This is a genomic window from Endozoicomonas acroporae (genome assembly GCF_002864045.1).
GTDB lineage: Bacteria > Pseudomonadota > Gammaproteobacteria > Pseudomonadales > Endozoicomonadaceae > Endozoicomonas > Endozoicomonas acroporae.
Genome location: NZ_PJPV01000162.1, coordinates 1 through 24,010, shown reverse-complemented (window position 1 = coordinate 24,010; position 24,010 = coordinate 1). Strand labels below are relative to the sequence as shown.

The 24,010-nt window shown below is 50.9% G+C and carries 20 protein-coding genes and 2 tRNA genes; 7 read left to right on the top strand and 15 right to left on the bottom strand.

Annotated elements, in window-relative coordinates:
- Positions 1-28: 28 nt before the first annotated feature.
- Both CX664_RS21750 and CX664_RS21745 read right to left on the bottom strand, forming a co-directional pair.
- Positions 29-265, bottom strand: a complete 237-nt coding sequence (locus CX664_RS21750; RefSeq protein ID WP_180966581.1) for a hypothetical protein — start codon at positions 263-265, stop codon at positions 29-31.
- A gap of 166 nt (positions 266-431) precedes the next feature.
- Positions 432-857, bottom strand: coding sequence for a VanZ family protein (locus CX664_RS21745; RefSeq protein WP_101748754.1), 426 nt, complete (start codon positions 855-857; stop codon positions 432-434).
- A 313-nt stretch (positions 858-1,170) separates the two neighbouring features.
- On the opposite strand from CX664_RS21745, the gene CX664_RS21740 reads away from it, so the two are divergent.
- The 5 genes from CX664_RS21740 to CX664_RS21715 all read left to right on the top strand — a co-directional run bounded on the left by CX664_RS21740 (position 1,171) and on the right by CX664_RS21715 (position 8,651).
- Positions 1,171-2,778 (top strand): FAD-binding oxidoreductase, encoded by a 1,608-nt coding sequence (locus CX664_RS21740; protein ID WP_101748753.1) that lies wholly within the window; start codon positions 1,171-1,173, stop codon positions 2,776-2,778.
- Positions 2,779-2,803: 25 nt separating this feature from the next.
- The gene (locus CX664_RS21735) at positions 2,804-4,426 is read left to right on the top strand and encodes a glycerol-3-phosphate dehydrogenase/oxidase (protein WP_101748752.1); all 1,623 of its coding nucleotides are present in this window, start codon (positions 2,804-2,806) and stop codon (positions 4,424-4,426) included.
- 24 nt (positions 4,427-4,450) lie between these two features.
- Complete coding sequence (locus tag CX664_RS21730; RefSeq protein WP_163370089.1) at positions 4,451-6,013, top strand: FGGY-family carbohydrate kinase; 1,563 nt, start codon at positions 4,451-4,453, stop codon at positions 6,011-6,013.
- 307 nt (positions 6,014-6,320) lie between these two features.
- Positions 6,321-6,647: a type II toxin-antitoxin system HicB family antitoxin gene (locus CX664_RS21720; protein ID WP_101748750.1), complete on the top strand. Its 327-nt coding sequence runs from the start codon at positions 6,321-6,323 to the stop codon at positions 6,645-6,647.
- Positions 6,648-7,055: 408 nt separating this feature from the next.
- Positions 7,056-8,651: a flavin monoamine oxidase family protein gene (locus CX664_RS21715; RefSeq protein WP_101748749.1), complete on the top strand. Its 1,596-nt coding sequence runs from the start codon at positions 7,056-7,058 to the stop codon at positions 8,649-8,651.
- Between the two features lie 234 nt (positions 8,652-8,885).
- On the opposite strand, the gene CX664_RS21710 is transcribed toward CX664_RS21715, so the two are convergent.
- From CX664_RS21710 to CX664_RS21670, 8 genes are all read right to left on the bottom strand, one after another.
- Complete coding sequence (locus CX664_RS21710; RefSeq protein ID WP_101748748.1) at positions 8,886-10,205, bottom strand: ATP-binding protein; 1,320 nt, start codon at positions 10,203-10,205, stop codon at positions 8,886-8,888.
- A gap of 273 nt (positions 10,206-10,478) precedes the next feature.
- Positions 10,479-10,847 (bottom strand): type II toxin-antitoxin system PemK/MazF family toxin, encoded by a 369-nt coding sequence (locus tag CX664_RS21705; RefSeq protein WP_101748747.1) that lies wholly within the window; start codon positions 10,845-10,847, stop codon positions 10,479-10,481.
- Positions 10,847-11,113: an AbrB/MazE/SpoVT family DNA-binding domain-containing protein gene (locus tag CX664_RS21700; protein WP_101748746.1), complete on the bottom strand. Its 267-nt coding sequence runs from the start codon at positions 11,111-11,113 to the stop codon at positions 10,847-10,849. The genes CX664_RS21705 and CX664_RS21700 overlap by 1 nt, the downstream gene beginning before the upstream one ends.
- A 473-nt stretch (positions 11,114-11,586) precedes the next feature.
- Positions 11,587-11,820: a hypothetical protein gene (locus tag CX664_RS25900; RefSeq protein ID WP_146000210.1), complete on the bottom strand. Its 234-nt coding sequence runs from the start codon at positions 11,818-11,820 to the stop codon at positions 11,587-11,589.
- Between the two features lie 284 nt (positions 11,821-12,104).
- Positions 12,105-13,358, bottom strand: coding sequence for an ATP-binding protein (locus CX664_RS21685; RefSeq protein ID WP_101748743.1), 1,254 nt, complete (start codon positions 13,356-13,358; stop codon positions 12,105-12,107).
- A 399-nt stretch (positions 13,359-13,757) separates the two neighbouring features.
- A tRNA-Pro gene (locus CX664_RS21680) sits at positions 13,758-13,834 on the bottom strand.
- 96 nt (positions 13,835-13,930) lie between these two features.
- Positions 13,931-14,007, bottom strand: a tRNA-Pro gene (locus CX664_RS21675).
- A gap of 182 nt (positions 14,008-14,189) precedes the next feature.
- Positions 14,190-15,554 carry a class II 3-deoxy-7-phosphoheptulonate synthase gene (locus tag CX664_RS21670; protein ID WP_180966580.1) on the bottom strand — a complete coding sequence of 455 codons (1,365 nt, stop codon included), beginning with the start codon at positions 15,552-15,554 and terminating at the stop codon, positions 14,190-14,192.
- A 364-nt stretch (positions 15,555-15,918) separates the two neighbouring features.
- Between CX664_RS21670 and CX664_RS21665 the strand changes: the two genes are divergently transcribed.
- A complete protein-coding gene (locus tag CX664_RS21665) occupies positions 15,919-16,167 on the top strand; it encodes a hypothetical protein (RefSeq protein WP_101748741.1) in 249 nt (82 codons plus the stop codon).
- 11 nt (positions 16,168-16,178) lie between these two features.
- On the opposite strand, the gene CX664_RS21660 is transcribed toward CX664_RS21665, so the two are convergent.
- The 5 genes from CX664_RS21660 to tadA form a co-directional block, all read right to left on the bottom strand.
- Complete coding sequence (locus tag CX664_RS21660; RefSeq protein WP_101748740.1) at positions 16,179-17,027, bottom strand: sulfurtransferase; 849 nt, start codon at positions 17,025-17,027, stop codon at positions 16,179-16,181.
- Between the two features lie 294 nt (positions 17,028-17,321).
- Positions 17,322-17,630, bottom strand: coding sequence for a hypothetical protein (locus CX664_RS21655; RefSeq protein ID WP_146000209.1), 309 nt, complete (start codon positions 17,628-17,630; stop codon positions 17,322-17,324).
- A gap of 73 nt (positions 17,631-17,703) precedes the next feature.
- A complete protein-coding gene (locus CX664_RS21650) occupies positions 17,704-18,174 on the bottom strand; it encodes an outer membrane lipoprotein (RefSeq protein WP_244910708.1) in 471 nt (156 codons plus the stop codon).
- Positions 18,175-18,215: 41 nt separating this feature from the next.
- Positions 18,216-22,142, bottom strand: coding sequence for a phosphoribosylformylglycinamidine synthase (gene purL, locus CX664_RS21645; RefSeq protein ID WP_101748738.1), 3,927 nt, complete (start codon positions 22,140-22,142; stop codon positions 18,216-18,218).
- Positions 22,143-22,349: 207 nt separating this feature from the next.
- Positions 22,350-22,844: a tRNA adenosine(34) deaminase TadA gene (gene tadA, locus CX664_RS21640; protein WP_244910707.1), complete on the bottom strand. Its 495-nt coding sequence runs from the start codon at positions 22,842-22,844 to the stop codon at positions 22,350-22,352.
- A 246-nt stretch (positions 22,845-23,090) separates the two neighbouring features.
- Between tadA and CX664_RS21635 the strand changes: the two genes are divergently transcribed.
- Positions 23,091-23,597 (top strand): type III secretion system chaperone, encoded by a 507-nt coding sequence (locus tag CX664_RS21635; protein ID WP_101748737.1) that lies wholly within the window; start codon positions 23,091-23,093, stop codon positions 23,595-23,597.
- Positions 23,598-24,010: the final 413 nt, after the last annotated feature.

Genomic DNA, 24,010 nt, shown 5'->3' with positions numbered 1-24,010 from the left:
CCAGAAATATACGATTCCATTTGGCCAACTACTTAACAAGCATCAGGAGGCTATAAACACTGGGGCCAATAGACATGGCGGCACTGTCCAGAATGGTAACGGTGACCAGCAAAGCCAATGTTCCGTTCTGCAGACCCACTTCCAGACTGATGGCTCTGGCCTGTCGTTCATTATCCACCAGCCATTTGCCCACCAGATAGCCCAGCGCCATGGTCAGCAAATTCAGGGCCAGGGCGGCAAAGCCTGCCTGCAGCAGATAAGACATGACTTTCTCACCCAGTTCTTGTTTATTGTTATTGATGTCCGGTGATTTTGCAGACTTTACACCAGGAAAACAATGGCAAATCCATGCTGACCAGAGCCTTGTCAGCTTATGGTCATAGAAGCAGGTGACTGGCCCTGCTCAAGGACCAGGTTCACTTTTTAGATGGCTAAAGGTTAAACAACACACTCATACATTCAGGCCAGGGCTGGCAGCCACCTTCAGAGGCGACCAATGCAGGGATACCGAGACTGATCCCCATATAAAGCCCAATACCTGCCCCATTGGCAATAATATCGCCAAAACTGAAACGGCGATAACGGGTCATGTGCTGACAGACCTCGATAAACACGCCAAACGCCATCAGCCCTGCCGGTTTCCACCAGCAGACGCTGGCCGCTGGAAATGCCAGATCGACCAGCAGAGACAGCACCATAAAGGTGAGCACATGTTTCACCTTGTCATTGATAAAACGGGTGGGATCCCATTTGCCAGGTATCAATGACATAAACAGGGCAAAGGCCAAGGCACACAAAGAGAGGATTTGCCAGGTTGAAGGGGGAGTTGCCTGAAGTGTGGTAATCAGTTCATTCATTGGATGGCCCTGAGTTAGAGGTTGTTACAGGTCATCGGCCAATGGGTGTTGGGGTTGATGGCGCTTAACATTCCTGTTTTAAGGCCTGGTGTTAAGCTTACCCCTCCACTCAAGCATCAACATTGGAGTCTTTGCCATTAACAATATTGTATTGTTTGCTCCCTCCTTGCTGATTGTTGAAATATAACAACCCAACTTGCTACATTAGCAACTCTAAAAACAGACACCGTCGTCAGTTTATAGGCGTTAGCTGCTTCATGGCTCTACATGGCAGTTATGCGCATTAGCAGAATAAAAAGAACAGGGGTAGACCATGCGCCGTTGGAATGGCTGGGGTGATGAGAGTTACATTAAGGAAGTCTCCGACCATGGGGATGCATTGATTCGCCGTATTATCGGCGAACCGACCCCCTTGAAAGATGCCACCCTGGAGAGCGTGATAGCCAGGGTACCGCCATCCCGTCTGCCTGAACATCCACTGATTGTCACTGCTGCAGAAGATCGGGTTCGCCATGCCCGTGGCCAGAGCTTTCCGGACTGGCTGGCCATGCGCAGTGGTGATTTTGGGGTTTTCCCGGACGGTGTCGCCTATCCGGAAACCAGTGCACAGGTTCGCGAACTTCTTGCCCTTGCGGTCCAACACGATTTTATTGTGATTCCCTATGGCGGTGGAACATCCGTTGCCGGTCACATCACGCCGCAGGAAAATACCAGAGCCATTTTGACCATTGATATGGGTCACATGAACCAGTTAATGGATCTGAATGAAGAGAGCCAGATTGCCACCTTTGGTGCAGGGACTCCCGGACCACAGGTTGAAGCACAGCTACAGGCACGGGGTTATACCCTTGGGCACTACCCCCAATCCTGGGAACTGTCCACCATTGGCGGCTGGATCGCCTCCCGCTCTTCAGGCCAACAGTCACTCCGTTACGGCCGTATTGAACAGATGTTTGCCGGTGGCCGTATGGAAACCCTGCAGGGCACACTGGATATTCCTTCGATTCCCGCCTCTTCCGCAGGGCTGGACATTCGGGAGCTCACCATGGGCACCGAAGGCCGCCTGGGTATCTTTACCGAAGTGAAAGTTCGCGTACAACGTGCAGCAGAAGAAGAAAAGTTTATGGTCTGCTTTATGCCAAACTGGCAGGCAGGTAAAGCCGTCGCCCGGGAAGTTGCACAGCAGAAGATCCCGCTCTCCATGATGCGGGTCAGCAACGCTAAAGAGGCCCGCGCCCACGCTCATCTTGGTACCTCACTGACACAGTTCAAACTGCTGGATGGCTATCTGCGTTTTCGCGGGCTGGACGACAATCGCTGCATGCTGACCTTTGGCGTGACCGGCTCTGAATACCAAAATAAAGTAGCCCTGAAACAGCTGGGTAAGATTTTGAAAAAACATGGCGGCGTTGGTGGTGCACTGGCCAATATCATGGGCACCATCTGGGCCCATGGCCGTTTCAAATTCCCCTATCTGCGGGAAACCACCTGGGCCCGGGGCATAGCAGTCGATACACTGGAGACCTCCACCGATTGGGAAAATGTGGACAGCCTGATGCATCAGATGGAAGCGAGCCTGGAAAACGCCTTAAAGGATGAAGGGGAAAATGTCATGGCATTCACTCACCTCTCTCATATCTACGGTCAGGGGTCGAGTATCTATACCACCTATTTCTTCCGCTGCGCTGACAGCTACGAAGCCACTCTGGCACGCTGGAAAAAGCTGAAGGCCAAAACCTCTGAAGTGATTGCCCGGGGCTATGCCACCATTTCCCACCAGCACGGCACTGGCCGTGACCACGCGCCTTATATGCCGGCAGAAAAAGGTGAGCTGGGGATGCGGATGATTGCCACCCTGGTGCATGACTTTGACCCGGACAAACGACTGAACCCCGGCGTGTTACTCCAGGACAGCGAATAAGTTGAATTAATCAGGTACCCAACCCATGTGGCAGAACTCCTGGCAGACAAGTAACCGGAATCAGTTACTGGAAGCGTTAAAACACAATACTGACAAGGAATGGGATATCGTTGTGGCCGGTGGCGGCATCACCGGTGCGGGCATTGCCCGTGAAGCGGCACGCCGGGGCCTGAAGGTACTGCTGGTTGATCGTCAGGATTTCGCCTGGGGAACCTCCAGCCGTTCATCAAAAATGATCCATGGCGGCCTTCGCTACATCGCTTCCGGCGATATCAAAACCACCATGCACTCAGTTTCCGAACGGGAACGCCTGATGAAAGAGGCTCCCGGCCTTGTCGATCAAATGGGCTATCTGATGACCCATTACAAAGGTGGGTTTCCAGGGCCGCTGGTCTTTAATATTCTGCTGCGTATTTATGATTTTTTTGCCGGTAAGCGTTACCGTAAGTTTCATAAATTACACGACGTTGAAAACCTGAGCCCGCTCATTAATGCGCACAACCTGCTCGGTGCCACCCAGTTTGCCGATGCCATTACCGATGACTCACGCCTGGTTATCCGGGTTTTGCGCGAAGCTCAGAAAGACGGTGCCACGGTAATCAATTATGTTGGTGTCGATGCGCTGATTAACAACAATGGTCAGGTGACGGGTGCTCAACTGAAGGATAGCGAAACCGGTCAGGTAATGCCGGTGAAAGCCAAAGTGGTGATCAATGCCACAGGTGCCTGGGGGGATAAACTTCGGGGTGAGATGACCTCAGAGCAGCATATTCGCCCGGCCCGTGGCAGCCATATTGTCGTACCTGGCTGGCGACTGCCGGTGGCTCAATCGTACACCGCCATGCACCCGGATGATAAACGACCCATATTTATTTACCCTTGGGAAGGCAGAACCGTGGTTGGGACAACCGACCTGGACAACGGCACTATTGGCAACCATGAAGTGGCCATGACCCGTGATGAACTGGAATACCTGATGAAAGCCGCCTGTGCCCAGTTCCCGAAAGCCGGGTTAACCGAACAGGATATTATCTCTTCATGGGCCGGTGTACGCCCACTGGTCAGCTCCGGGACACTGAACCCGTCAAAAGAAAAACGTGACCACAGTATCTGGAACGATAACGGACTGGTGACCATCAGTGGCGGCAAACTGACCACCTTCCGGCTGATTGCCCTGGATGTTTTAAAAGCAGCTGAAGAGTACCTGCCCGGCGTTGATTTCAGTGATACCGGCGCGGAGATGTTTACTCAATACGAGCCTGACAGTTCTCTGTTTAACCAGCTGCCGGACTATTTAAAGAAACGTATCCGGGGCCATTACGGCATGGACGCTGATCGCTTACTGGCACAGACCCAACCCGATGAACAGGACGTTATTCCCGGTGCCCGTGCCCTCTGGGCCGAGTTGCGCTGGTCGGCCGGTAATGAAGCCGTTGTGCACCTGGATGATCTTCTACTCCGCCGTACCCGCCTGGGCTTGCTGCTGGAACAGGGAGGCCTGATTTTTGCCGACAGAATCAAGGCCATCTGCCAGGAAGAACTGGATTGGAGCGAACAGCAGTGGCAACAGGAAGTCAGCCGTTATCAATCCATCTGGAACACTTATTACAGTATTCCGAAACGGCGCAAGAACGCTGATACTCGATAATAAGAAACAAGAAGTGAGTGTGTAGTGAGTGATTCAGACTATGTGCTGGCCATCGACAATGGCACACAGAGCATTCGGGCCCTGGTATTTGACAGTGCCGGCAATGAGATCGCCAAAAGCAAAGTTGCGCTGGAGGCCTATTTTTCACAACACCCCGGCTGGGCAGAACAGCACCCTGACTACTATTGGCAACAGCTTGGAAAAGTCTGTAAAGCGTTATGGGACCAGGGCATTGTAACGCCCGGGCAGATCAAAGGTATGGCACTGACCACACAGCGCTACACCATGATTAACCTGGATGAAGATAAAAAGCCATTGAGACCCGCCATTGTCTGGATGGATCAGCGCAAAGCCGAACCGGAAAAGCCCGTTGGCGGCCTCTGGGGACTGTTAATCAAGACCATCGGCCAGACCAGCCTGATCGAAGATCTGCGCGCCAAAGCCCGTGATAACTGGATCATACAACATCAGCCCGATATCTGGCAGAAGACCCGTTACTATGTGAATTTATCCGGCTACCTGACCTATCAACTGACTGGCGAAATGAAAGACGCCTGTGGTTCAGTGGCCGGTTACCTGCCATACGACTATCGCCGTCAGAAATGGGCTGGCAAGCACGATCTGAAATGGCAACTGCTGGCCGCCAGACGACACATGTTGCCGGAACTGGTACAACCCGGAGAGCAGTTAGGTCATATTACCGCTGAAGCTGCAGAGCATACCGGTCTGCCAGCGGGGTTACCAATGATCGCAGCCTCATCGGACAAGGCCTGCGAAGTACTGGGCGCAGGCGGTGTTGACCCTCATATTGGCTGTTTGAGTTTTGGCACCACAGCCACCATCAGTACGACAACGTCCCGATACTTTGAAACAGTTCCCTTTATTCCACCCTACACAGCGGCGATGCCAAAGCGTTACAACACCGAAGTGATGATTTATCGGGGCTTTTGGATGGTCAGCTGGTTTAAAAATGAGCTGGCCCAGGCCGAGCAGCGTAAAGCAAAAGAGCTGGGTGTAGAGCCCGAGCAGCTTTTCGATGCCCTGTTAACCCAGGTACCACCCGGCTCAATGGGCTTGATGATGCAACCCTACTGGTCCCCGGGCGTACGTCAACCCGGCCCTGAAGGCAAAGGCGCTTTTATCGGCTTTGGCGATGTTCATAAACGGGCGCATATTTACCGTGCGATTCTGGAAGGGCTGGCTTACGAACTGCGATCCGGTAAAGAGCAGATTGAAAAACGCAGTGGCACACCGATCACCCGGCTACGGGTCTCCGGTGGTGGATCCCAGAGTGATGCCGCCATGCAACTGACGGCCAATATTTTTGGCATGGAGGCAGAACGGCCACACACCTACGAAGCTTCCGGCCTTGGGGCAGCCATTAACTGCTGTGTCGGCCTTGGCATTCATAAAGACTATAACGAAGCCATTGATAAAATGACCCGGGTAGGCGATGTGTTTGAGCCGGACCTGCCAACCATGCAGCTGTATGACCGTTTATACACTGAGGTTTATAAAAAGATCTATAAACGCCTGCAGCCGCTGTATAAATCCATTCGGGATATTACCGGTTATCCGAAGCATTAAGTTTCTTTTGACCTCGTCAGGGGGTATTGAAATCAGTATCAATAGTGCTACTATCGTTTAATGGCAAGTATATCTGATATTCTCGAACTGATGAGCAAAAACCCCAAGGGCGTCAGATTCAAGGATTTATGTAAAGTCTGCGATGCATACTTTGGGGCTCCCCGACAAACAGGTTCCAGCCATCGGGTTTACAGAACTCCCTGGCAAGGGGATCCAAGGGTAAATATCCAGGACAGAAAGGGCAAGGCAAAACCTTATCAGGTAAGACAAGTATTGCAGGCAATAGAACGTATGGAGCAACAAAGCAATGAATAAATCCACCGACAAATACACCTATCGGGTCACCTGGTCTGAAGAAGATCAGGAATACGTGGGCTTGTGTTCTGAGTTTCCCGGCCTGAGCTGGCTGGAACAAGACCAGATAGCAGCGCTGAACGGTATTCGGAAACTGGTGTCAGACACCGTGGCGGATATGCAAGCGGCTAACGAGACAATCCCGGAACCTTTTTCCATCAGGGACTACAGCGGCAAAGTGTTGCTAAGAGTACCACCGGAAACTCATCGGCATCTGGTTATTCAGGCGGCAGAATCCGGTGTAAGTTTGAACCGTTATATTGCCAGCAAGCTGCACTGAGCAGCTGAAGGCAAATGGTTTTGTCCTCACTATCATCTACATTAATGACTATTTTTCCCTGCCGATATCCCCTTTGGTGATGCTCTTTTTCAGTCAGATAAGTAGTTGGCCAAATGGAATCGTATATTTCTGGCTAAGTGGGCAGTTACTATGCAAGGCGCAACGTAGGGAGCATAGCCGTAGCTATGTGACCGGAGTTGCAACGCCGCAGAGTGACTGACAACTTAGTCAGAAATATATGATTTCATTTGGTTAACTACTTATGCACTTTGGAATCAATCAGGATCACTTCGTTTTTTCAGAAAGGTCATCACTGTTGCTCCCCGTGCTGGCATCATGAATAACAGACTGGTTCCTCCGATTTCATAACAACCAACCAGGCTCAATTGACCAGGATATCCAGGAATAATGAATCAGGAAGCCTACGAGACAGATATCGCGATTGTTGGGGCAGGAGTGGGCGGCGCTTATTCAGCATGGCGCTTAAGGGATAAAATTTCAGCTCCTGAACACCAGAAAATTGACCTGTTTGAAATGAGTGACCGGATTGGCGGCCGTCTTTACTCCCTCAAGATGCCCGGAATGCCCAACGTACCGGCAGAGCTGGGGGGCATGCGCTACTTTTCCAGTCATGCAGTGACCCGGGAACTGGTCAACACTCTGGGCTTACCCACTCTGGACTTTCCAGGCAGTGGCACTCAGGGCAATATTTCTTTTGTGCGCAACCACCATCTCCGTGACCTGGACTTTCGTGATCCGGATAAAGTCCCCTACCGGCTGAGTTTCAATGAGCGGGGTAAAACACCTGGCGAACTGATTCAATATGTGATCGATACGCTGGTTCCTCAAAGCGTCCGTGCATCCCCTGATGAGTGGAGAGCTTTCCGACAATCCCATACCCTGGAAGGAAAAAGGCTCTATGAGTACGGATGGTGGAGTCTGATGGACTGGGTACTGTCCAGAGAAGCGATTGAACTGATCAATGATGCCGGGGGTTACGACGCTCCTTTTCGCAATTGGAATGCCGCCGTGGCGATGGATGTCTTCAGAAATAATGCACCGGGCTGGGATGTTCCCTCAAGGATGATTGCAACCGGCTTTCAATCGTTACCCGAAGCCCTGGTGCAAGGATTTATTAATCAAGGAGGCCGGTACCACTCCCGTCACAGGTTATGTGCCATAACCCCATTTGAACAGCACGGACAGACCCGGGTTAAACTCGTGTTCGAGAATGCCCGGGGTACCAGAATGGTGGTTAATGCCCGGCACGCCATTTTAGGGTTACCAAAACGCTCACTGGAGCTACTGGATCAGGATTCAGTTCATTTACGCACCGCCGAAATACGGTCGGACATTGACTCAGTCATTTCAAAACCGGCCATTAAACTTTATCTTGGCTACCCTTACCCTTGGTGGAAGGTGCTCGGGATCAGAGGGGGTAAGTCGGTGACTGACCTTCAGATCAAACAGTCCTATTATTTTGGTACAGAAGAGGATCGACCTGCCGGTGAAGCTGGCAACACCAACGCCCTGTTGCTGGCAGCCTATACCGATGGCCGGGTTCTGGATTACTGGCATCCCCTGGCCAGGGGAAATGAGTTTGCCGGAGCAGAGAACCCCTTTGTTCCAGTGGGACAGAGCCCTCTTCCCAACGAGAGCCGGGCCACCAATAACCAGGTTGTGCAAGCCCAAAAGGAACTCAAGGCGCTTCATGACTTGAAATACATTCCGAAACCTTATACTGCGGCCTACATGGATTGGTCTCAAGACCCCTATGGGGGAGGATACAGTTTGTGGAAGCCCGGACAAAAGAGCCTGACTACTCAAAAGCGTATGCGCCACCTGCCCGGTTTACCCATTCACATTTGCGGTGACTCTTATTCCGATCTGCAAGGCTGGGTGGAGGGCGCATTGACCAGCACCGAACTGATGCTGGAAGAACATTTTCAACTGGAACGTCCGCGCTGGATTGAAAAAGATTATTTATCCCGTTTTGCCGAGTAGCACTCTGAATTGATCAGTTCCAGAGCACCTGAAGAGTAACCTGTTCCGGTCACTCTTGATGACAATTCAGAAAACTCCAGATTTTTTCATGATATGAACGCCAAAGGTGTATTCGATCATGAAGGGCGATACTCAGGACAGAAAACCGAGACTGGCAGGAAGATTTGCATCCGCAAAGGATCATACGTACTTTTTATCTGCCATCCTCAAAAGTGAACCCCATGGATCAATTTTCTACAAAGTCTTTAACCTGCCTGCATAATATAAAGGCCAGGTTATGTTCTGCCCGGGCTGCTCAGTCCCTCCTGCTGAGCCAATTAATTTGACCGTTCGAGCAGGTTTGTAACGTTCTATATAAGTCTTCAGGCTCTTTGCCCGTGTGCGCTTGCCAGATTTCACTTCCACCGGGATGATCTCGCCATTATTGGTTTTGAAAAGAAACTCAATCTCAGCTTGCCTGAAGTCCCAGGAATAGGTCGGATAACAGCCGGTGGCTCTTAACTCATTCTGAACAAAATTCTCAGCCAGATAACCTTTATACTCATAACTTTGCTGACGATGCTCCTGATAACTGATATCCAGCATATATCCTAATACCCCAATATCGAACAGAAACAGTTTAAATAAATTGTCTTTCCGATAGGCAGATAGGGGCGATTGCGGTTTGCAGTCAATAGGGTAACAGCGCGACACCAATTTGGTTTTCTCCAACCATTCAATAGGGCCGCTTAAATCCAGATAACTGCGTTTACGTTCGATCACACCGCTAAACCGATAACGTTTAACCGATGCATCCATGTTTTTGGATAGTTGCAACGGCACATTACGAAAGACCCTTTCTATATGCTGTGCATTGACTTTGCCGCCATATTTACCAAAGTCACGAAGGTAGCCGGATAATAGACTTCGGTGGATGCTTTTTATCCGGCTACATCGCTCATTAATGCCACTGAACTTTCCCCCATCAGCAAACCAGGTTTCTACTGCTTCAGGCATGCCGCCGACAAAATAATAATCCAGCAGCAAATCCCACAGTTTATTGTGAGAGGCCTGAATCTGGAGTCCTCGCCTGAAGGCTTCCAGAATTTTCTCGTTTCCCGATGCTATGACAAACTCTTCAAAAGACATAGGGAACAGCTCCAGAGCTTCTACTTTACCAACCGGAAACGAGTTCAGCAGACCAATATTTGAGCCAGACGCGCAGAGGTAAAGATCCGGGCGTTGCTCAGCAAAGAACTTCAACGAACTTAATGCTGCAGGACACTCGCCAATTTCATCAAAAAACAGAAGGTCATGTTTGGCGTTAATATCAACACCCAGTTCCAGCTCAATATTCAGAAGTATGTCTTGCGGATTCAGATTGGCGCCAAACAGCCCTGCCAGGCTGGGGTTAGCCAGAAAGTCCAGCTTAAGAACCCGGCGGAAGTGGTCTTTGCCAAAACACTCTTCGATCAGATAAGACTTACCCACCTGGCGGGCACCATCCAGTAACAGAGGTTTGCGCTTTGGCTGATTCTTCCAGCTCAATAGCTGGGTAATGAGTAATCTGTCCATGGTTATCGAAAGTCATCCAAAGCGGTTACTTTGTGTTTATTATAGAATAATAATCGACTTTCTATACTTTTTCATACATTAAAATACAATATTACGTATTTTTTAATAGATAAAAAGCTAATTCTTACTGAAAATTCAGATGTAATTTGTAGTAATCAAGGGTCAGGATGGCGAACTCTTAGTTGATTTCGACAGGCCTCAGGATAAACGGGGCCTGGAGCTTCGGAAATACGGCAGTTGTTCAGAACCTTCTCTTAAGTAATTGTCTGGTGGTTAGTCAAGGAATGTTTCAGCACCAATCAGGGGCAGCAGTTTCAGGATCGCTTCCTTATATACGGCTTTATCCACCTGCCCAACCCGTTCAGCCCGGCGGTGCTGCCAGTCCAGGGTACGGATCAGCCCCGGAATAGCGAAGGATGGCTCTATATCCAGACCGCTGATCTCCACATTGGCGGGCCGTTTTTTCCCCTGGGAGCTAATGGGAATACAGATAGCCTGACCAATGGCCTCGTTATAAAGGCGCGAAGAAAGCACCAGGGCTGGCCGACGCTTACCGATCTCGCTCCCCTTGCCCGGATGAAAATCAAGCAGGACAATATCACCCCTTTCGGGTATGTAAACCCCGGAACTGGAGGAAGCCATCAAAAGTCCTCTTCCCCTGGCCGTGTATCTTCCAGCCAGTCACTGACGTTATTGTCTGCCAGTGTCTCCTTCAGACTGGCAACCAGCTCCTCTTCTGAATAAGGCAGCGGATCGGCGGGCACCTTGCGGCGGATAAACAACCCGTCGGCATGGATCTCAACCTCAACCCCCATACCTTCTTCAAACCCGGGAATATCCCGCATCGGCCCGCTGATCCGCAGGGCCAGACCATTGCCCCAGCGTTTGATGGTGGATTCTGTCCGCATAACCCCCTCCGTATCTACTATATAGATACACCAGTATATACGATGTAGACACTTCGGCAAGACGGAGGTTCTCCTGTAGACAGTAACATTGCAAGCAGGCAAGGTTTTATTTCGCGGATTGAAGAATGGAGGGGCTTTTATTGAGGGCAAGGTTCAGCAGCAGGAGGAAAGGGGATCCTATAGCAGCACGCTCATATAGGATTTGAACAGGCTGCTTATGCAGCCTTTTGCAATCGTTTTACAGTTGCTGAAAGCCTTTCCTCTGCATGGCTTGGCAACTGCCGCTAACGGTTTCAGCGATAACTCTACTCTCTGGCACTTTAAACCGGCAGACTCAATAGGTAAGAATTCGGTGAACCCATAGCCCACCGCCGGGTCTTCTGAGCCGGTGGTGCACCTTGGTTTCGTTGTCGACAGAGCTATTGTAGAGACGCAGGAGGGCTGTGACTCTTGAGTTGAGTTCTTGAAGACGCTCATCTGTCATCAGCCAAGGTAGCCAGACTGACAAGTCTTTTGGTGGCTTCCGACCATTTTCTGCACAGGCTTGCAGGTATCCTGTCATCCAGATCCGGAGCCCGCTGGCCTTTCAGGGTATTGATCTGCTCCTGAAACGCTTGAATTTCACGGGAGTGCTCAACCTTCATCTGTTTGATTCGATCAAGCGCCTCCTGCTCCCGTGTTCGGGTTCGTTGCCATTGGCTGCGCATTGTTTGGCCTGGGCTTTCAGTTCGATGAAGTCCGCTTTGCTTAGTGTGACCTGGGCGTTAGCGAAAGGGGCTTTAAGCGAACCCGGCGGAAGCTCGGTGTTGGAAGGGTCAGTGGAAAGCATGAATGAAATATAGTCGATTGAGGCCACAAAGTGACCTCTGCTATGGGTTCACCGAATTCTTACTTCTCACCAGGTTCTGTAATCCTTTGATTTCTTTATGCTGCGAAATGATTTTGTTCTCACTGTTTTTTGCACGACATACAGCTTATATTCAAATTATATTCAAAACAGACACCCTACCGGCAAAGCCACCAGTTTATCCGAAAAGGGCAGCACCTTATCACCATTGTAAACAATTACCCCCCGCTGAATACTGCCCATTGCAATTAGCATTTCCAGAGTCGCGAACATCTCTTTTTTGATCGTCATGCCTGCCTTGACCTCAATGCCTGTGGCCTGGCCATCATGCCCTGACAGAATAAAGTCCACTTCCCGCTGACTCTTGTCGCGATAGTGAAAAAGCTGGCAGTCCTGATCACTGATGGCGATAGACTTCAGTAGTTCTGAGCAGACCCAGGTTTCCATTAACGATCCCATAAGATTTCTGTCAGCCTTAATAGCTGCTGCATTTATGCCTCTCAGGGAACACAGCAGCCCAGTGTCCACAAAATGAACCTTTGCCTGCTTAATTGCCCGCTTGAGCTCATTCCGATGCCACCCGGGAATTCGCTTGACCAGATACAGGCTTTCAAGAGCTGCAACGTATTTTTGAACAGACTTGCTATCCATCTTTATCGCTTTACCTAGACTTGCATAGTTCAATGCCTCAGAAGAGATAGAAGACAGTGATTTAAGTAGCTGCGCCATTTCATCCAGCTTTTGCAACTGAAAAACTTCTCTGATATCCCGCCGGATAATTGCATCGGCATACGATCTGAACCAGCGTGTCCTGCGATTGGCAGAACGCTGTATTGCTTCCGGATAACCACCACACGCTATGGCCGAAATCACCTGGTCAAGCTCCAGCAGCGCCCCGTGCTGCGGAGTAAAATCCACAGACAGTAGCTGCCGGATAATATCATGCTCTCCCTGCCCGCCAGCAGGCCTCTGCATCAACTCACTCTGACTGAAGGGGTACAGGGTAATAAATTCTGCCCGGCCTGCCATTGAATCTGCCAGCGTCGGCAGCGTCATCAGATCGGCGGAGCCGGTCAGGATAAAAGCCCCGGATTGACGATCTTCATCGACCAGCAGTTTGATAGTGCGAATCAATTCCGGAGCCCGCTGTATTTCATCAATAATGACCGGACGCGGCTGATTACGAAGCAAACCAATAGGGTCATTGCGGGCAACCGTCAGGATATTTTCATCATCCAGGGTCAGATAACTTCCGGAGCCCTCAAGCTTGAGCGTCTCCAGCAGATGTCGCGCCAGGGTCGTTTTACCAGATTGCCGGGGACCGGTGATAATGGCTACCGGCGTATCCTTCAAGCATTCCCGCAAATTACGCTCAATGGCTCTTGGTATGTAGTCCATAGCAATCCAGTCATGACTAATATGGATTTTAGTTTAGACTAATATGGATTATAAAATCGACCATTATGGATTTATAATCCGACTAAAATGGATTTTATTGATGGCTGATCTGGAATAATAACGCTATGCAAAAGTCTTTTAAAACGATGATCGAAGTGAAATTTTAACTGAAACTCCAGCACCCCAGATTGTCATAAACCGTATCCGATCACGAAGGGCAGTATTCAGGACACAGAACCGAAACAGGCAGAAAAATTTACATCCGGAAGGCACCAAAAATCAAGGGTTCCAAGTAAACAACACAGGTTTTCTAAACAATTGTTTTGTTCTCACTTGTGTTCTCAAAAGGGCTTCAAATCAATAATTTTTTATGTAATTCTCGTAAGCCCTTGATTTCCTTGGTCGGCGTGAGAGGATTCGAACCTCCGACCCTTTCGTCCCGAACGAAATGCGCTACCAGGCTGCGCTACACGCCGAAGCCAGAGCTATTCTAGACATGCAGACGAAACTGTCAATGGCAGCAGAGAAGAATTCAATGAAGCTTGTAAGAAGAGAAGTAAGGAAAGGAAAAATGGTCGGGGTAGAGAGATTCGAACTCCCGACATCCTGCTCCCAAAGCAGGCGCGCTACCAGACTGCGCTATACCCCGTCAGATGGGACTTATCATATTGTTTTTGAACGATAAGTCAATAGCTATCAGTAAACGATGTCTATTTTTTAAACTTGCAGGTTAAACAGAATATGTTAGCCGCATTAACAGTGGCATCCAGAGCTAATGTCGTAATATCTCTCAGGATGATGCTAATGCGGTCTTGCATGGTTGAGCCTAAACTATGTTCTATCTCTCAACGTGCGGCACTTTTTCAGGGTATCAGCAATCAGAAATGCCAGCTCCAGCGCCTGATCGGAATTCAGGCGAGGATCACAGTGGGTATGATATCGATTGCCCAGATGATCTTCCGTCACGGCATTGGCACCACCGACACACTCCGTCACATTCTGACCGGTCATTTCAAAGTGAACGCCACCGGCATAGGTTCCCTCGGCGCGATGGGCCGCGAAAAACTGCTCAACTTCTGAGAGAATTTTCGACACTTCACGGGTTTTATAGCCATTGCTGGCCTTATAGGTATTCCCGTGCATTGGATCACAGCTCCAGAGCACATTGCGCCCTTCACGCTGAACCGCTTTCAGCAATGGCGGCAGGCCTTTCTCCAGGTTGTCAGCTCCCATGCGGACAATGATGTTCAATTTGCCGGGAATATTCTCCGGGTTGATCCGGTCAATCAGCCGAATCAGGTCATCCGGTGGCAGGGTTGGGCCTGCTTTCAAACCAATCGGGTTTTGAATACCACGAACAAATTCAACATGGCCACCATCGACCTGACGGGTTCGGTCACCCACCCAGAGCATATGGGCTGAGCAGTCATACCAGTTACCGGACAGGCTATCACGGCGGGTCAGCGCCTGTTCGTAAGGCAGCAACAACGCTTCATGGGAGGTATAAAATGCGGTTTCTCGGATGGTGGACGAATGCTCTGCTGAGATGCCACAGGCTCTCATAAAATCCAGCGATTCATCAATCCGGTCAGCCATGTTGCGGTATTGATCAGTCTGCGGGCTGTTTGCAACAAAATCCAGGTTCCAGGCATGCACCTGTTCCAGAGAGGCCAGGCCACCCTGGGCAAAAGCTCGCAGCAGGTTGAGGGTGGCAGCAGCCTGGTGATAGGCCTGCAGCATTCTCTGGGGGTCCGGATTACGAGCCGTAGGGGTAAACTCGGTGCCGTTAATGATATCACCGCGATAGATCGGCAATTCAACACCATTGATGGTTTCAGTGCCAGAAGTTCTTGGCTTGGCAAATTGGCCGGCCAAACGCCCTACCTTGATCACCGGGCAGGCAGCGCCAAAGGTGAGCACCACCGCCATCTGCATCATGACTTTAAAGGTGTCACGGATGTTATTGGCCGAGAATTCCAGGAAGCTTTCTGCACAGTCTCCCCCCTGCAGCAGAAATGCTCTGCCTTCGGTCGCTTCTGCCAGGCGGTTTCTCAACTCATTCACTTCACCCGCAAAAACCAGCGGTGGCATGGCAGCCAGTTCCTGTTCAACCCGGCTCAATTTTTCCTGGTCGGGATATTCCGGCAGCTGGAGCAACGGCATATGTCTCCAGCTATCAACAGTCCATGAATTCATTAAGTCACCAGCTCTTTCACACTCGCTAAAAACAGTCATTCTACCTGAATACATCATCAAGGCTGAGAGGTTTTCCCATGAATAATTATGGAAGATATATCAAGAATTATCGCTGATTAGCCGAACTTAAGACTTTACATACCCTATCTGGTTTGTTATAAGTTCTGACCGAACAACAATACGTATCCATACTTATCACTATGAATTCTTCACTGCCTGCCACGATTACCATGAAACCCGGCACCATTATGATGATGCTCCGGGGGGGTTATCGTGGATAGCTGAAAAGCAGAAACGAGCCCCCGCACCCTAATCGGTCCGGGGGCTTTTTTATGACCATTTGCCACTGACAGGAAATGACAGCGTGAACGAGTTGAACCTTCGACTGATCACCAACAGTGATCCCGGCAGCCTTGAACAAATTCTCCAGTGCAGCAGCGAGAACGGGTTACATCTGAAAAGTTTTGTTGCTGAGCTGAACAGCAAAAAAGATCAGTATGAAATCAAGATGTGCGTTTCCGGTTTTACCAGTCAGCATCAGATTGTTGGCAGGCTGGCTCAGCAGAAACACATCCGTGAGCTGAGCCCGATAAAATCCCGGGGGTTACTCTGAATGACACTAAACTATTGGCCTCTGGCGACTGGATGCCGGGGGTCTGTTATCCATTCGCTCCATGAGCCGGGGTACAGTGTGGCACCCGACAAACCCGCAAGCTCCATGGCAAAAATATTGTGACAGGCGGTAACACCGGAACCACAGTAGAAGACAGGCCGGGAGTCGTCGCCAACCAGTGCAGTAAATAGTTCCCGCAAGTGATCCGCTGAAAGAAAGCGGCCATCTTCATCCAGGTTTTTGGCGAATGGATGGCATACCGCCCCGGGAATATGCCCAGCCTGCGAGTCCAGAGTTTCTTCTTCTCCACGGAATCGTTCATAAGCCCTGGCATCAATCAGTTTATAACTAAGGCTTCCTTCAGTTTCTGTCTGCGCCATCAGATCCTGCGCTGAAACCGTTGGCATATGTCCCATGGTAAAATCAGCCTGACTCTCTGCCACCTCAGACGCATCGTTGGTCACAGGATAACGGCCTGCCTGCCAGGCTTTCATGCCGCCATGCAGAATCATAGCCTGAGAGATACCCGCCCAGCGTAACAGCCACCAGGCCCTGGCGGCCATGGCATGGCCGCCATCATCATAGACAATGACCTGAGAGTGCTTATCCATTCCCCAACGACGGAGTGTTGCCTGCCAGTCTGCCGACTCGGGCAGTGGGTGCCTGCCGGTTTTACCGGGAATAATCAAACCGGAGAGATCTGCTTCAAGATCAGCATGGAGTGCTCCCGGAATATGTCCCTGGTGATACATCACCCGCCCCTGTTTCGGGTCAGCAAGACTGAATCGAGCATCCAGAACCACCAGATGTTGGTCGTTCAACAGGGTAGCCAGCATCTCCGGCTCTATTAATAAAGGCATCAATTACCTCTGTCTGGCTGCTAACACACCACTATGAAACATTTATGAAGGTTTACTTTTCTTATCACACAGTAAAAAAATGACAGTGGCTTTGCAACCAGTCCTGATAACCGTGGTTCGAAGGGAGGAATAGTTCGGCGAAAAGGGAAGTAGAGAAATAAAACCCACCAGCAGAGCTGGCGGGGTCACATCCGTGTGACAAGTGCATCCATGCAAGTTTTACGTTATCAATACACTCGTGATGGCAATAGCAGTGATTACGCGAAAAAATGTGAGACATTTCTCACATTTTCATCATTTTCCGGTTGCAGGCTTGTCCACTACCTTGTCATCACGAAGCACTTTTTCCGAAAGCAGGTTGCTCAGCTCGCCGTTATCCGGCGTTTCCAGAATGATTCGGGTTTCTTCGGAAGACTCGTCAAATTCGATGCCCGGAGAGTAAGCAGGCTCTTCCACCGGCGTGTCTATGATCTCCTGCTGTATCGAAATGACTTCCGTTACGGGCAATGGTTCAGGCTCATCCTTTTCAGCCAGCAAAAACCAGCCAGTCACACCCAGAGCCAGAAGAGCCGCCAGCACTACTGCAATTGTCTTGTTACTCATGCCCATCCTCACCCATAGCCGAAAAGCTGCCAAAACTTATTCAAGAGCGGAGACGAATCCCCGCTCCATCAAACTATCGCATTCGAACAACCCGAGTCGTGTTACCCTGCGTCAAAATCTTTACCGCATCACCCACCTGCAAAGACGCTTTAGGGTCAACCTCCTGAACCACTGAAATATATTTTCCGCTATCAAGCCGGATGGTCATCTCAATGCCCTGCTTTGTGGTCAGCTGTTTTTCAGCCCTGCTCCCCAGCACACCACCGGCAACTCCGCCCAGGATAGCCGCAATATCACTGCCTCTGCCACCGCCAACACTGGATCCTGCAATACCACCAATAGCTGCACCGGCCACAGTACCCACAGCACCTTCAGTGCCTTCCAGTGTCACATATTGCAGCTCGGAAACAGTGCCAAAACTGACCTGCTGGATTCTCCGGGCCTCACTGCTTGAATAGGTTGTCCCTTTGCTGTCCGTCATACACCCTGACAGCAGAGCGGCAAAAGTGAGGGGCAATATGGCCCAATAGCGTCTCAAATTCATGTCGTTAACTCCTTTTGGTAAAACAGGAAAGAGCTTTCCTGTTAACCGACCCAGACCCGTGCGTTCCGGAACATTCTCATCAACGGTGCATCTTCACCCCAGTGTTGCGGATGCCAGCTGTTTTGAACTGTACGGAATACCCGCTCAGGATGGGGCATCATAATGGTGACCCGACCATCGGCGGAAGTAAGGCCAGTAATTCCCTGCACCGAGCCGTTGGGGTTGTAGGGATAACGTGTGGTGGGCCTGCCCTGGTTATCCACAAACTGCAAAGACACCTGACCACTGTTCGCCAGCCGCTCCAGATGAGACGGATCGGCAAACTCGGCATGCCCTTCCCCATGAGCAACAGCAATTGGCATACGGGCACCCTCCATCCCCCGGAAGAAGATTGAATGGCTCTTCTGAACCTCAACCATCGCCACCCGGGCCTCAAACTGTTCAGACTGGTTGCGGACGAAGTGAGGCCAGTAGTCAGCACCGGGAATCAGGTCATGCAGATTGGAGAGCATCTGACAGCCGTTGCATACACCCAGGGCAAAACTGTCACGACGATCGAAGAAGCGGGCAAACTGATCACGGGCCTGTTCATTAAAGAGAATCGACTTGGCCCAGCCTTCTCCGGCTCCCAGAACATCCCCATAAGAGAAGCCACCACAGGCCACCAGACCTGTAAATTCATCCAGAGTGCGTCGACCGGACAGGATATCACTCATGTGCACATCAACTGTTTTGAAACCAGCCCGGTCAAAGGCCGCCGCCATTTCAACCTGACCATTGACACCCTGCTCCCGCAAAATGGCCATGGCTGGACGAACACCGGTGTTGATATAGGGTGCCGCCACATCCAGAGAGATATCGTAAGGCAGAGAGGCATGGAGCCCATCATCATGATCATCCAGCAGGTTATCGAACTCCTGTCGTGCACACTCGGCATTGTCCCGCAGCGCCTGAATGCGGTAGCTGGTTTCTGCCCACCAGCGCTGGAACTTGATCCGGCTTTCACTGACCAGCTCGGAGCCATTGAACCGGAACGATACCCGCTGGCCAGCAGCCAGGGTACCGATGGTGTGAGAACAGGCAGCAAGACCATGCTGAGCCAGGATATCCTTAACAAGACCTTTCTCGCGGTGGCGCACCTGGATAACCGCACCCAGCTCTTCATTAAACAGAGCAGGCAGAACCATGGACTTGTTGCCAGCCAGCTTATCCAGATCAACCGCAATACCGGTATGGCCAGCAAACGCCATCTCTATCAGGGTGGTGAACAGGCCACCGTCGGAGCGGTCGTGGTAGGCCAGCAGCAGGTCTTTATCCATCAGTTCCTGAATGGCATTAAAGAATCCTTTCAGGTCTTCCGGAGAGTTAACGTCCGGTGCCGAGTCACCTACCTGACCATAGACCTGGGCCAGTGCTGAACCACCCAGTCGATTATGGTCACGGCCAAGGTCAATCAACAGCAGATCAGTATTACCCTGATCCGTCCTCAGTTGGGGCGTCACCGTCTTGCGAATATCCCGGACCGGGGCAAATGCCGAGATAACCAGCGACAATGGTGAAGTGACACGCTTATCTTCACCATTTTCCTGCCATTGGGTGCTCATGGACATGGAGTCTTTACCCACCGGAATAGCAATACCCAGTGCCGGGCAAAGCTCCATACCCACCGCCTTAACCGTATCAAACAGGTTTTCATCTTCACCGGGATGACCTGCTGCGGCCATCCAGTTAGCCGACAGTTTGATATCGCCGATTTTACCAATACGGGCAGCAGCAATATTAGTAATCGCCTCGCCAATCGCCATGCGCCCGGAAGCAGGGGCATTGATCAGGGCAAGCGGTGTGCGTTCCCCCATGGACATGGCTTCGCCGGTATAGCCCTGAAAAGCCGTTGCGGTCACCGCGCAGTCCGCCACAGGTACCTGCCAGGGACCCACCATCTGGTCACGATTAACCAGACCGGTAATGGTTCGGTCGCCAATAGTGATCAGGAAGTTCTTGCTGGCAACGGATGGCAGTTTTAATACCCGCTCCATCGCTTCCAGCAGCTTGATGTCGCTCAGGTCCAGGGGTTCACGCTCGAAGGACTGACGTTGAATCTCACGGTGCATCCTGGGTGGTTTACCCAGCAGCACATCCAGCGGCATATCCACCGGGTGATTATTGAAGTGGCTGTCATCCAGCAGCAGCCGCTGCTCTGCTGTCGCTTCACCCACCACGGCATAAGGGCAGCGTTCCTGCTGACAGATTTCTTCGAAGCGGGGAAGGTCTTCGGCCGCCACCGCCATCACATAACGTTCCTGGGACTCATTACACCAGAGCGCCAGCGGCGACATGCCCGGTTCATCATTATGAATGGCACGCAACTGGAAGTGACCGCCCCGGCCACCATCACTGACCAGTTCAGGCAGCGCGTTGGAGAGACCACCGGCCCCCACATCGTGAATGAATGCGATGGGGTTCCTGTCCCCCTGCTGCCAGCAACGATCGATTACCTCCTGACAACGACGCTCCATTTCCGGGTTGTTTCGCTGCACACTGGCAAAGTCCAGATCTTCCTGGCCTTCACCGGAAGTCATGGAGGAAGCCGCGCCGCCGCCCAGGCCAATCTGCATGGCGGGACCGCCCAGGACAATCAGCCTGGCACCCACCGGAATCTCCCCTTTTTCAACATGCTCAGCTTTGATATTGCCAAGACCACCGGCCAGCATAATGGGCTTGTGATAGCCACGAACCTCATAGCCTGCAACGCCTTTGACGCTGGCCTCAAAGGTACGGAAATAGCCACACAGGTTTGGACGACCAAACTCATTATTAAAACCGGCACCGCCCAATGGGCCTTCGATCATGATTTCCAGCGGCGAGACAATGCGGTCTGGCTTGCCATAATCCTGTTCCCAGGGCTGTTCGTAGCCGGGAATTTTCAGGTTAGATACGGTGAAACCGGTCAGACCGGCCTTGGGCCTGGATCCCTTACCGGTGGCACCTTCATCACGAATTTCACCACCAGAACCGGTGGCGGCACCCGCCCAGGGTGCGATGGCCGTCGGGTGGTTGTGGGTTTCTACCTTCATGAGGATATGAATATCTTCCTCATTGAAACCATATTCACGGCTGTCAGATTCCGGGTAAAACCGTTTTGCGTGGAAACCTTCAATAACCGAGGCGTTATCTTTGTAAGCTGACAGCACCCCTTCACTGTGCAGGGCGTGAGTATTGCGGATCATCTTGAACAGGGAAAGATCCTGAGCTTCACCATCAATACTCCAGGAAGCATTAAAAATTTTATGCCGACAGTGTTCCGAGTTTGCCTGGGCAAACATCATCAACTCAACATCTGTAGGATCCCGTTGGAGTTTTTGATAGCTCTCTACCAGATAGTCGATTTCATCCTCAGCCAGTGCCAGGCCCAGGGAAAGGTTAGCCGCAGCCAGTGCCTCTCTGCCGCCTTCCAGAACGGACACCGTGGTCATTGGGGCTGGCTCGGCCACAGCAAACAGTTTGGTAATTTCACCCGCATCACGGAAGACGGCCTGGGTCATACGGTCATGGAGCAAATCTGCAATCCGGGTTTCCTGATCTTCTGATAAACGGGTATCCGCAAACACCACAAACCGAACGCCTCGCTCGATTCGCTGGATCATACCGAAGCCACAATTGTGAGCAATATCGGATGCTTTACTGGACCAGGGGGAAATCGTACCCGGACGGGGAACCACCAGAAATTCTGCCCTGGAAGAAAAGCTGTCAGGCTCTATCTGTTGAATCTTTGGGCCGTAAGTCAACAGTCTGGCCAGAATATCAGTCTGCCTCTCACTCAAACCCTCCGCACAGGACGACTGGATTTTTACATAATGCTGGAATTCAGCAACAACACAGGAGATCTCTGGCACTCGGCTCTGCAGCTGAGCAAGCAGCTTTTGACGGCGGAACTGGGAAAGTGCAGGGGTGCCACGCAGTATCAGCATGTTCTGGTCTGTCCTCGGGCCAATTAACAGCTAGTGAGGAGCTACAGCCTGGGTGAGCTAATAATAAACATCAGGAAGCCCGGATGAGTGGCCACTTCCTGATTGGATTACAAGCCAGTCCTTATGCTTTAGCCTCTCAACTCAGGGGGATATTCAAAGGCTGCCTATAATAATCGAAACCAGCCTTCGGAAACCAGCAGTCACAGGCTATTTATCAACAAAAGGCTGCTTTCCCCGCTGTTCACGAATCTGCTGACGGCGAAAACGAAAAAACTCGCTGATCATCCCACTGCATTCATCCTGAAGGACACCTCCGGTAACCTCTACCCGGTGATTCATCTGAGGCTGTTCAAGAACCCTTGCGGCACTGACAATGGCTCCGGCCTTGGGTTCTGTTGCACCGTAGATCAGCCGACGAATCCGACTGTGGACAATAGCCCCCGCACACATGGTACAGGGCTCCAGCGTAACATAGAGGTCACAATCCAGCAGACGGTAGTTGCCAATGGCAGCAGCCGCTGACTGAAGTACCAGAATTTCAGCATGAGCAACGGGATTACAGGATGAAACAGGTTGATTACACGCCCGGGCAATAATCTGCCCCTCCTTAACCACGACTGCACCGACGGGAACCTCGCCCAGGGTACGGCCTTTATTAGCTTCCAGCAGGGCTTCTTTCATCCAAATGGTGTCATCAATCACAAACTATCTACCAAACCTGACAATCTTGAGCGATTTTGCATCATGAAGTAAAACGGCAGGCTTTTCATCCCTTGATTGGTGAATTTATTTTCAGCTTTTTATGAAATCTGACAATCCGCCGATTAAATCTATGGAATTTTTTCCCATGGCGAATGTCTGAGCTATATATAGTGTCTAAGCTATAAATAGCCTATCAAAAATAAATTGCTGAATTATGAAAAATAAATCACTGGAGGGAAGGGCCTGATGTCTTTCAAGCAGAATGTAGAACAGCATCTACAACACTTTGCCCAGAGCATCGGCCTGGGAGAACTCAAATTAAACGAACACGATGCCTGCGGGTTGTGTTTTGACGACACCCTGATCGTGAACATGGAGTATCTGGAAGATGATGAGGCGCTGGTATTTGTTGCTTCTGTTCGACCCATGATTACCCATGACAGTCCGGAGAAAACCACATTGCTGGAAAAAATGTGTTCACTGAACCTCCAGCACCATAGTATGCAGGGTGCCTTTCTGGCTTTGAACCATGACAAAACTGAAGTACTGCTGATTCGCTCCCTGCAGGCTTCCTGCGATTACGGTTTATTCGAGTCCACCCTGGAAAAGTTCGTCAACACTCTGGAATGGTGTGTCAGTGAGCTGGATGAGTCAAAGCAGGACCAGACTTCTTCAACATCCACCCCTCCACGCCCCCAGAGTGGTCCCGGAGGAGCTCCCGGTGGCCCCGGCGATATGGGAATGATGGTGTAACTCCCAAAATACCCAATACCATGAAGGGCTTTCACAGCCCTTCTTTTATTTCGCTGCATTTATTTTACCAACACCATTTCAGCTCGAAATCATCAGGCCGAAAAGAGAAAGAGCAGCCTGTAATGGATTCGGGAATCCTTTATCCGGTTTTTCAGCCACGTATTGAGTAGAGCAACTATACTCTGCCGCGTCTGGATAAGTAGCTGGCCATATGGAATCACATATTTCTGGCTACTTGGGCAGGTGCTATGCGAGGCACAACGGAGGGAGCATAGCCGTAGCTATGTGACCGGAGTTGTAACGAAGCAGAGTGCCTGAACAAGGAGTCAGAAATATGTGATTTCATATGGTTAGCTACTTAATAACTCCATGCTGTCATGGCAGGTAATGCTGCATTTACCGAGCATGGAAAG

Excerpts from the sequence above, each read along its gene's own strand:
- CX664_RS21660 (WP_101748740.1), bottom strand. The coding sequence starts at position 17,027 with ATGCCTTTATTAATAGAGCCGGAGATGCTGGCTACCCTGTTGAACGAC.
- CX664_RS21635 (WP_101748737.1), top strand. The coding sequence starts at position 23,091 with ATGTCTTTCAAGCAGAATGTAGAACAGCATCTACAACACTTTGCCCAG.
- CX664_RS21655 (WP_146000209.1), bottom strand. The coding sequence starts at position 17,630 with ATGAGTAACAAGACAATTGCAGTAGTGCTGGCGGCTCTTCTGGCTCTG.
- CX664_RS21735 (WP_101748752.1), top strand. The coding sequence starts at position 2,804 with ATGTGGCAGAACTCCTGGCAGACAAGTAACCGGAATCAGTTACTGGAA.
- CX664_RS21715 (WP_101748749.1), top strand. The coding sequence starts at position 7,056 with ATGAATCAGGAAGCCTACGAGACAGATATCGCGATTGTTGGGGCAGGA.
- CX664_RS21670 (WP_180966580.1), bottom strand. The coding sequence starts at position 15,554 with ATGAATTCATGGACTGTTGATAGCTGGAGACATATGCCGTTGCTCCAG.
- CX664_RS21710 (WP_101748748.1), bottom strand. The coding sequence starts at position 10,205 with ATGGACAGATTACTCATTACCCAGCTATTGAGCTGGAAGAATCAGCCA.
- CX664_RS21720 (WP_101748750.1), top strand. The coding sequence starts at position 6,321 with ATGAATAAATCCACCGACAAATACACCTATCGGGTCACCTGGTCTGAA.
- CX664_RS21705 (WP_101748747.1), bottom strand. The coding sequence starts at position 10,847 with ATGGCTTCCTCCAGTTCCGGGGTTTACATACCCGAAAGGGGTGATATT.
- CX664_RS21650 (WP_244910708.1), bottom strand. The coding sequence starts at position 18,174 with ATGAATTTGAGACGCTATTGGGCCATATTGCCCCTCACTTTTGCCGCT.
- CX664_RS21750 (WP_180966581.1), bottom strand. The coding sequence starts at position 265 with ATGTCTTATCTGCTGCAGGCAGGCTTTGCCGCCCTGGCCCTGAATTTG.
- CX664_RS21700 (WP_101748746.1), bottom strand. The coding sequence starts at position 11,113 with ATGCGGACAGAATCCACCATCAAACGCTGGGGCAATGGTCTGGCCCTG.
- CX664_RS25900 (WP_146000210.1), bottom strand. The coding sequence starts at position 11,820 with ATGCGCAGCCAATGGCAACGAACCCGAACACGGGAGCAGGAGGCGCTT.
- purL (WP_101748738.1), bottom strand. The coding sequence starts at position 22,142 with ATGCTGATACTGCGTGGCACCCCTGCACTTTCCCAGTTCCGCCGTCAA.
- CX664_RS21685 (WP_101748743.1), bottom strand. The coding sequence starts at position 13,358 with ATGGACTACATACCAAGAGCCATTGAGCGTAATTTGCGGGAATGCTTG.
- CX664_RS21745 (WP_101748754.1), bottom strand. The coding sequence starts at position 857 with ATGAATGAACTGATTACCACACTTCAGGCAACTCCCCCTTCAACCTGG.
- CX664_RS21740 (WP_101748753.1), top strand. The coding sequence starts at position 1,171 with ATGCGCCGTTGGAATGGCTGGGGTGATGAGAGTTACATTAAGGAAGTC.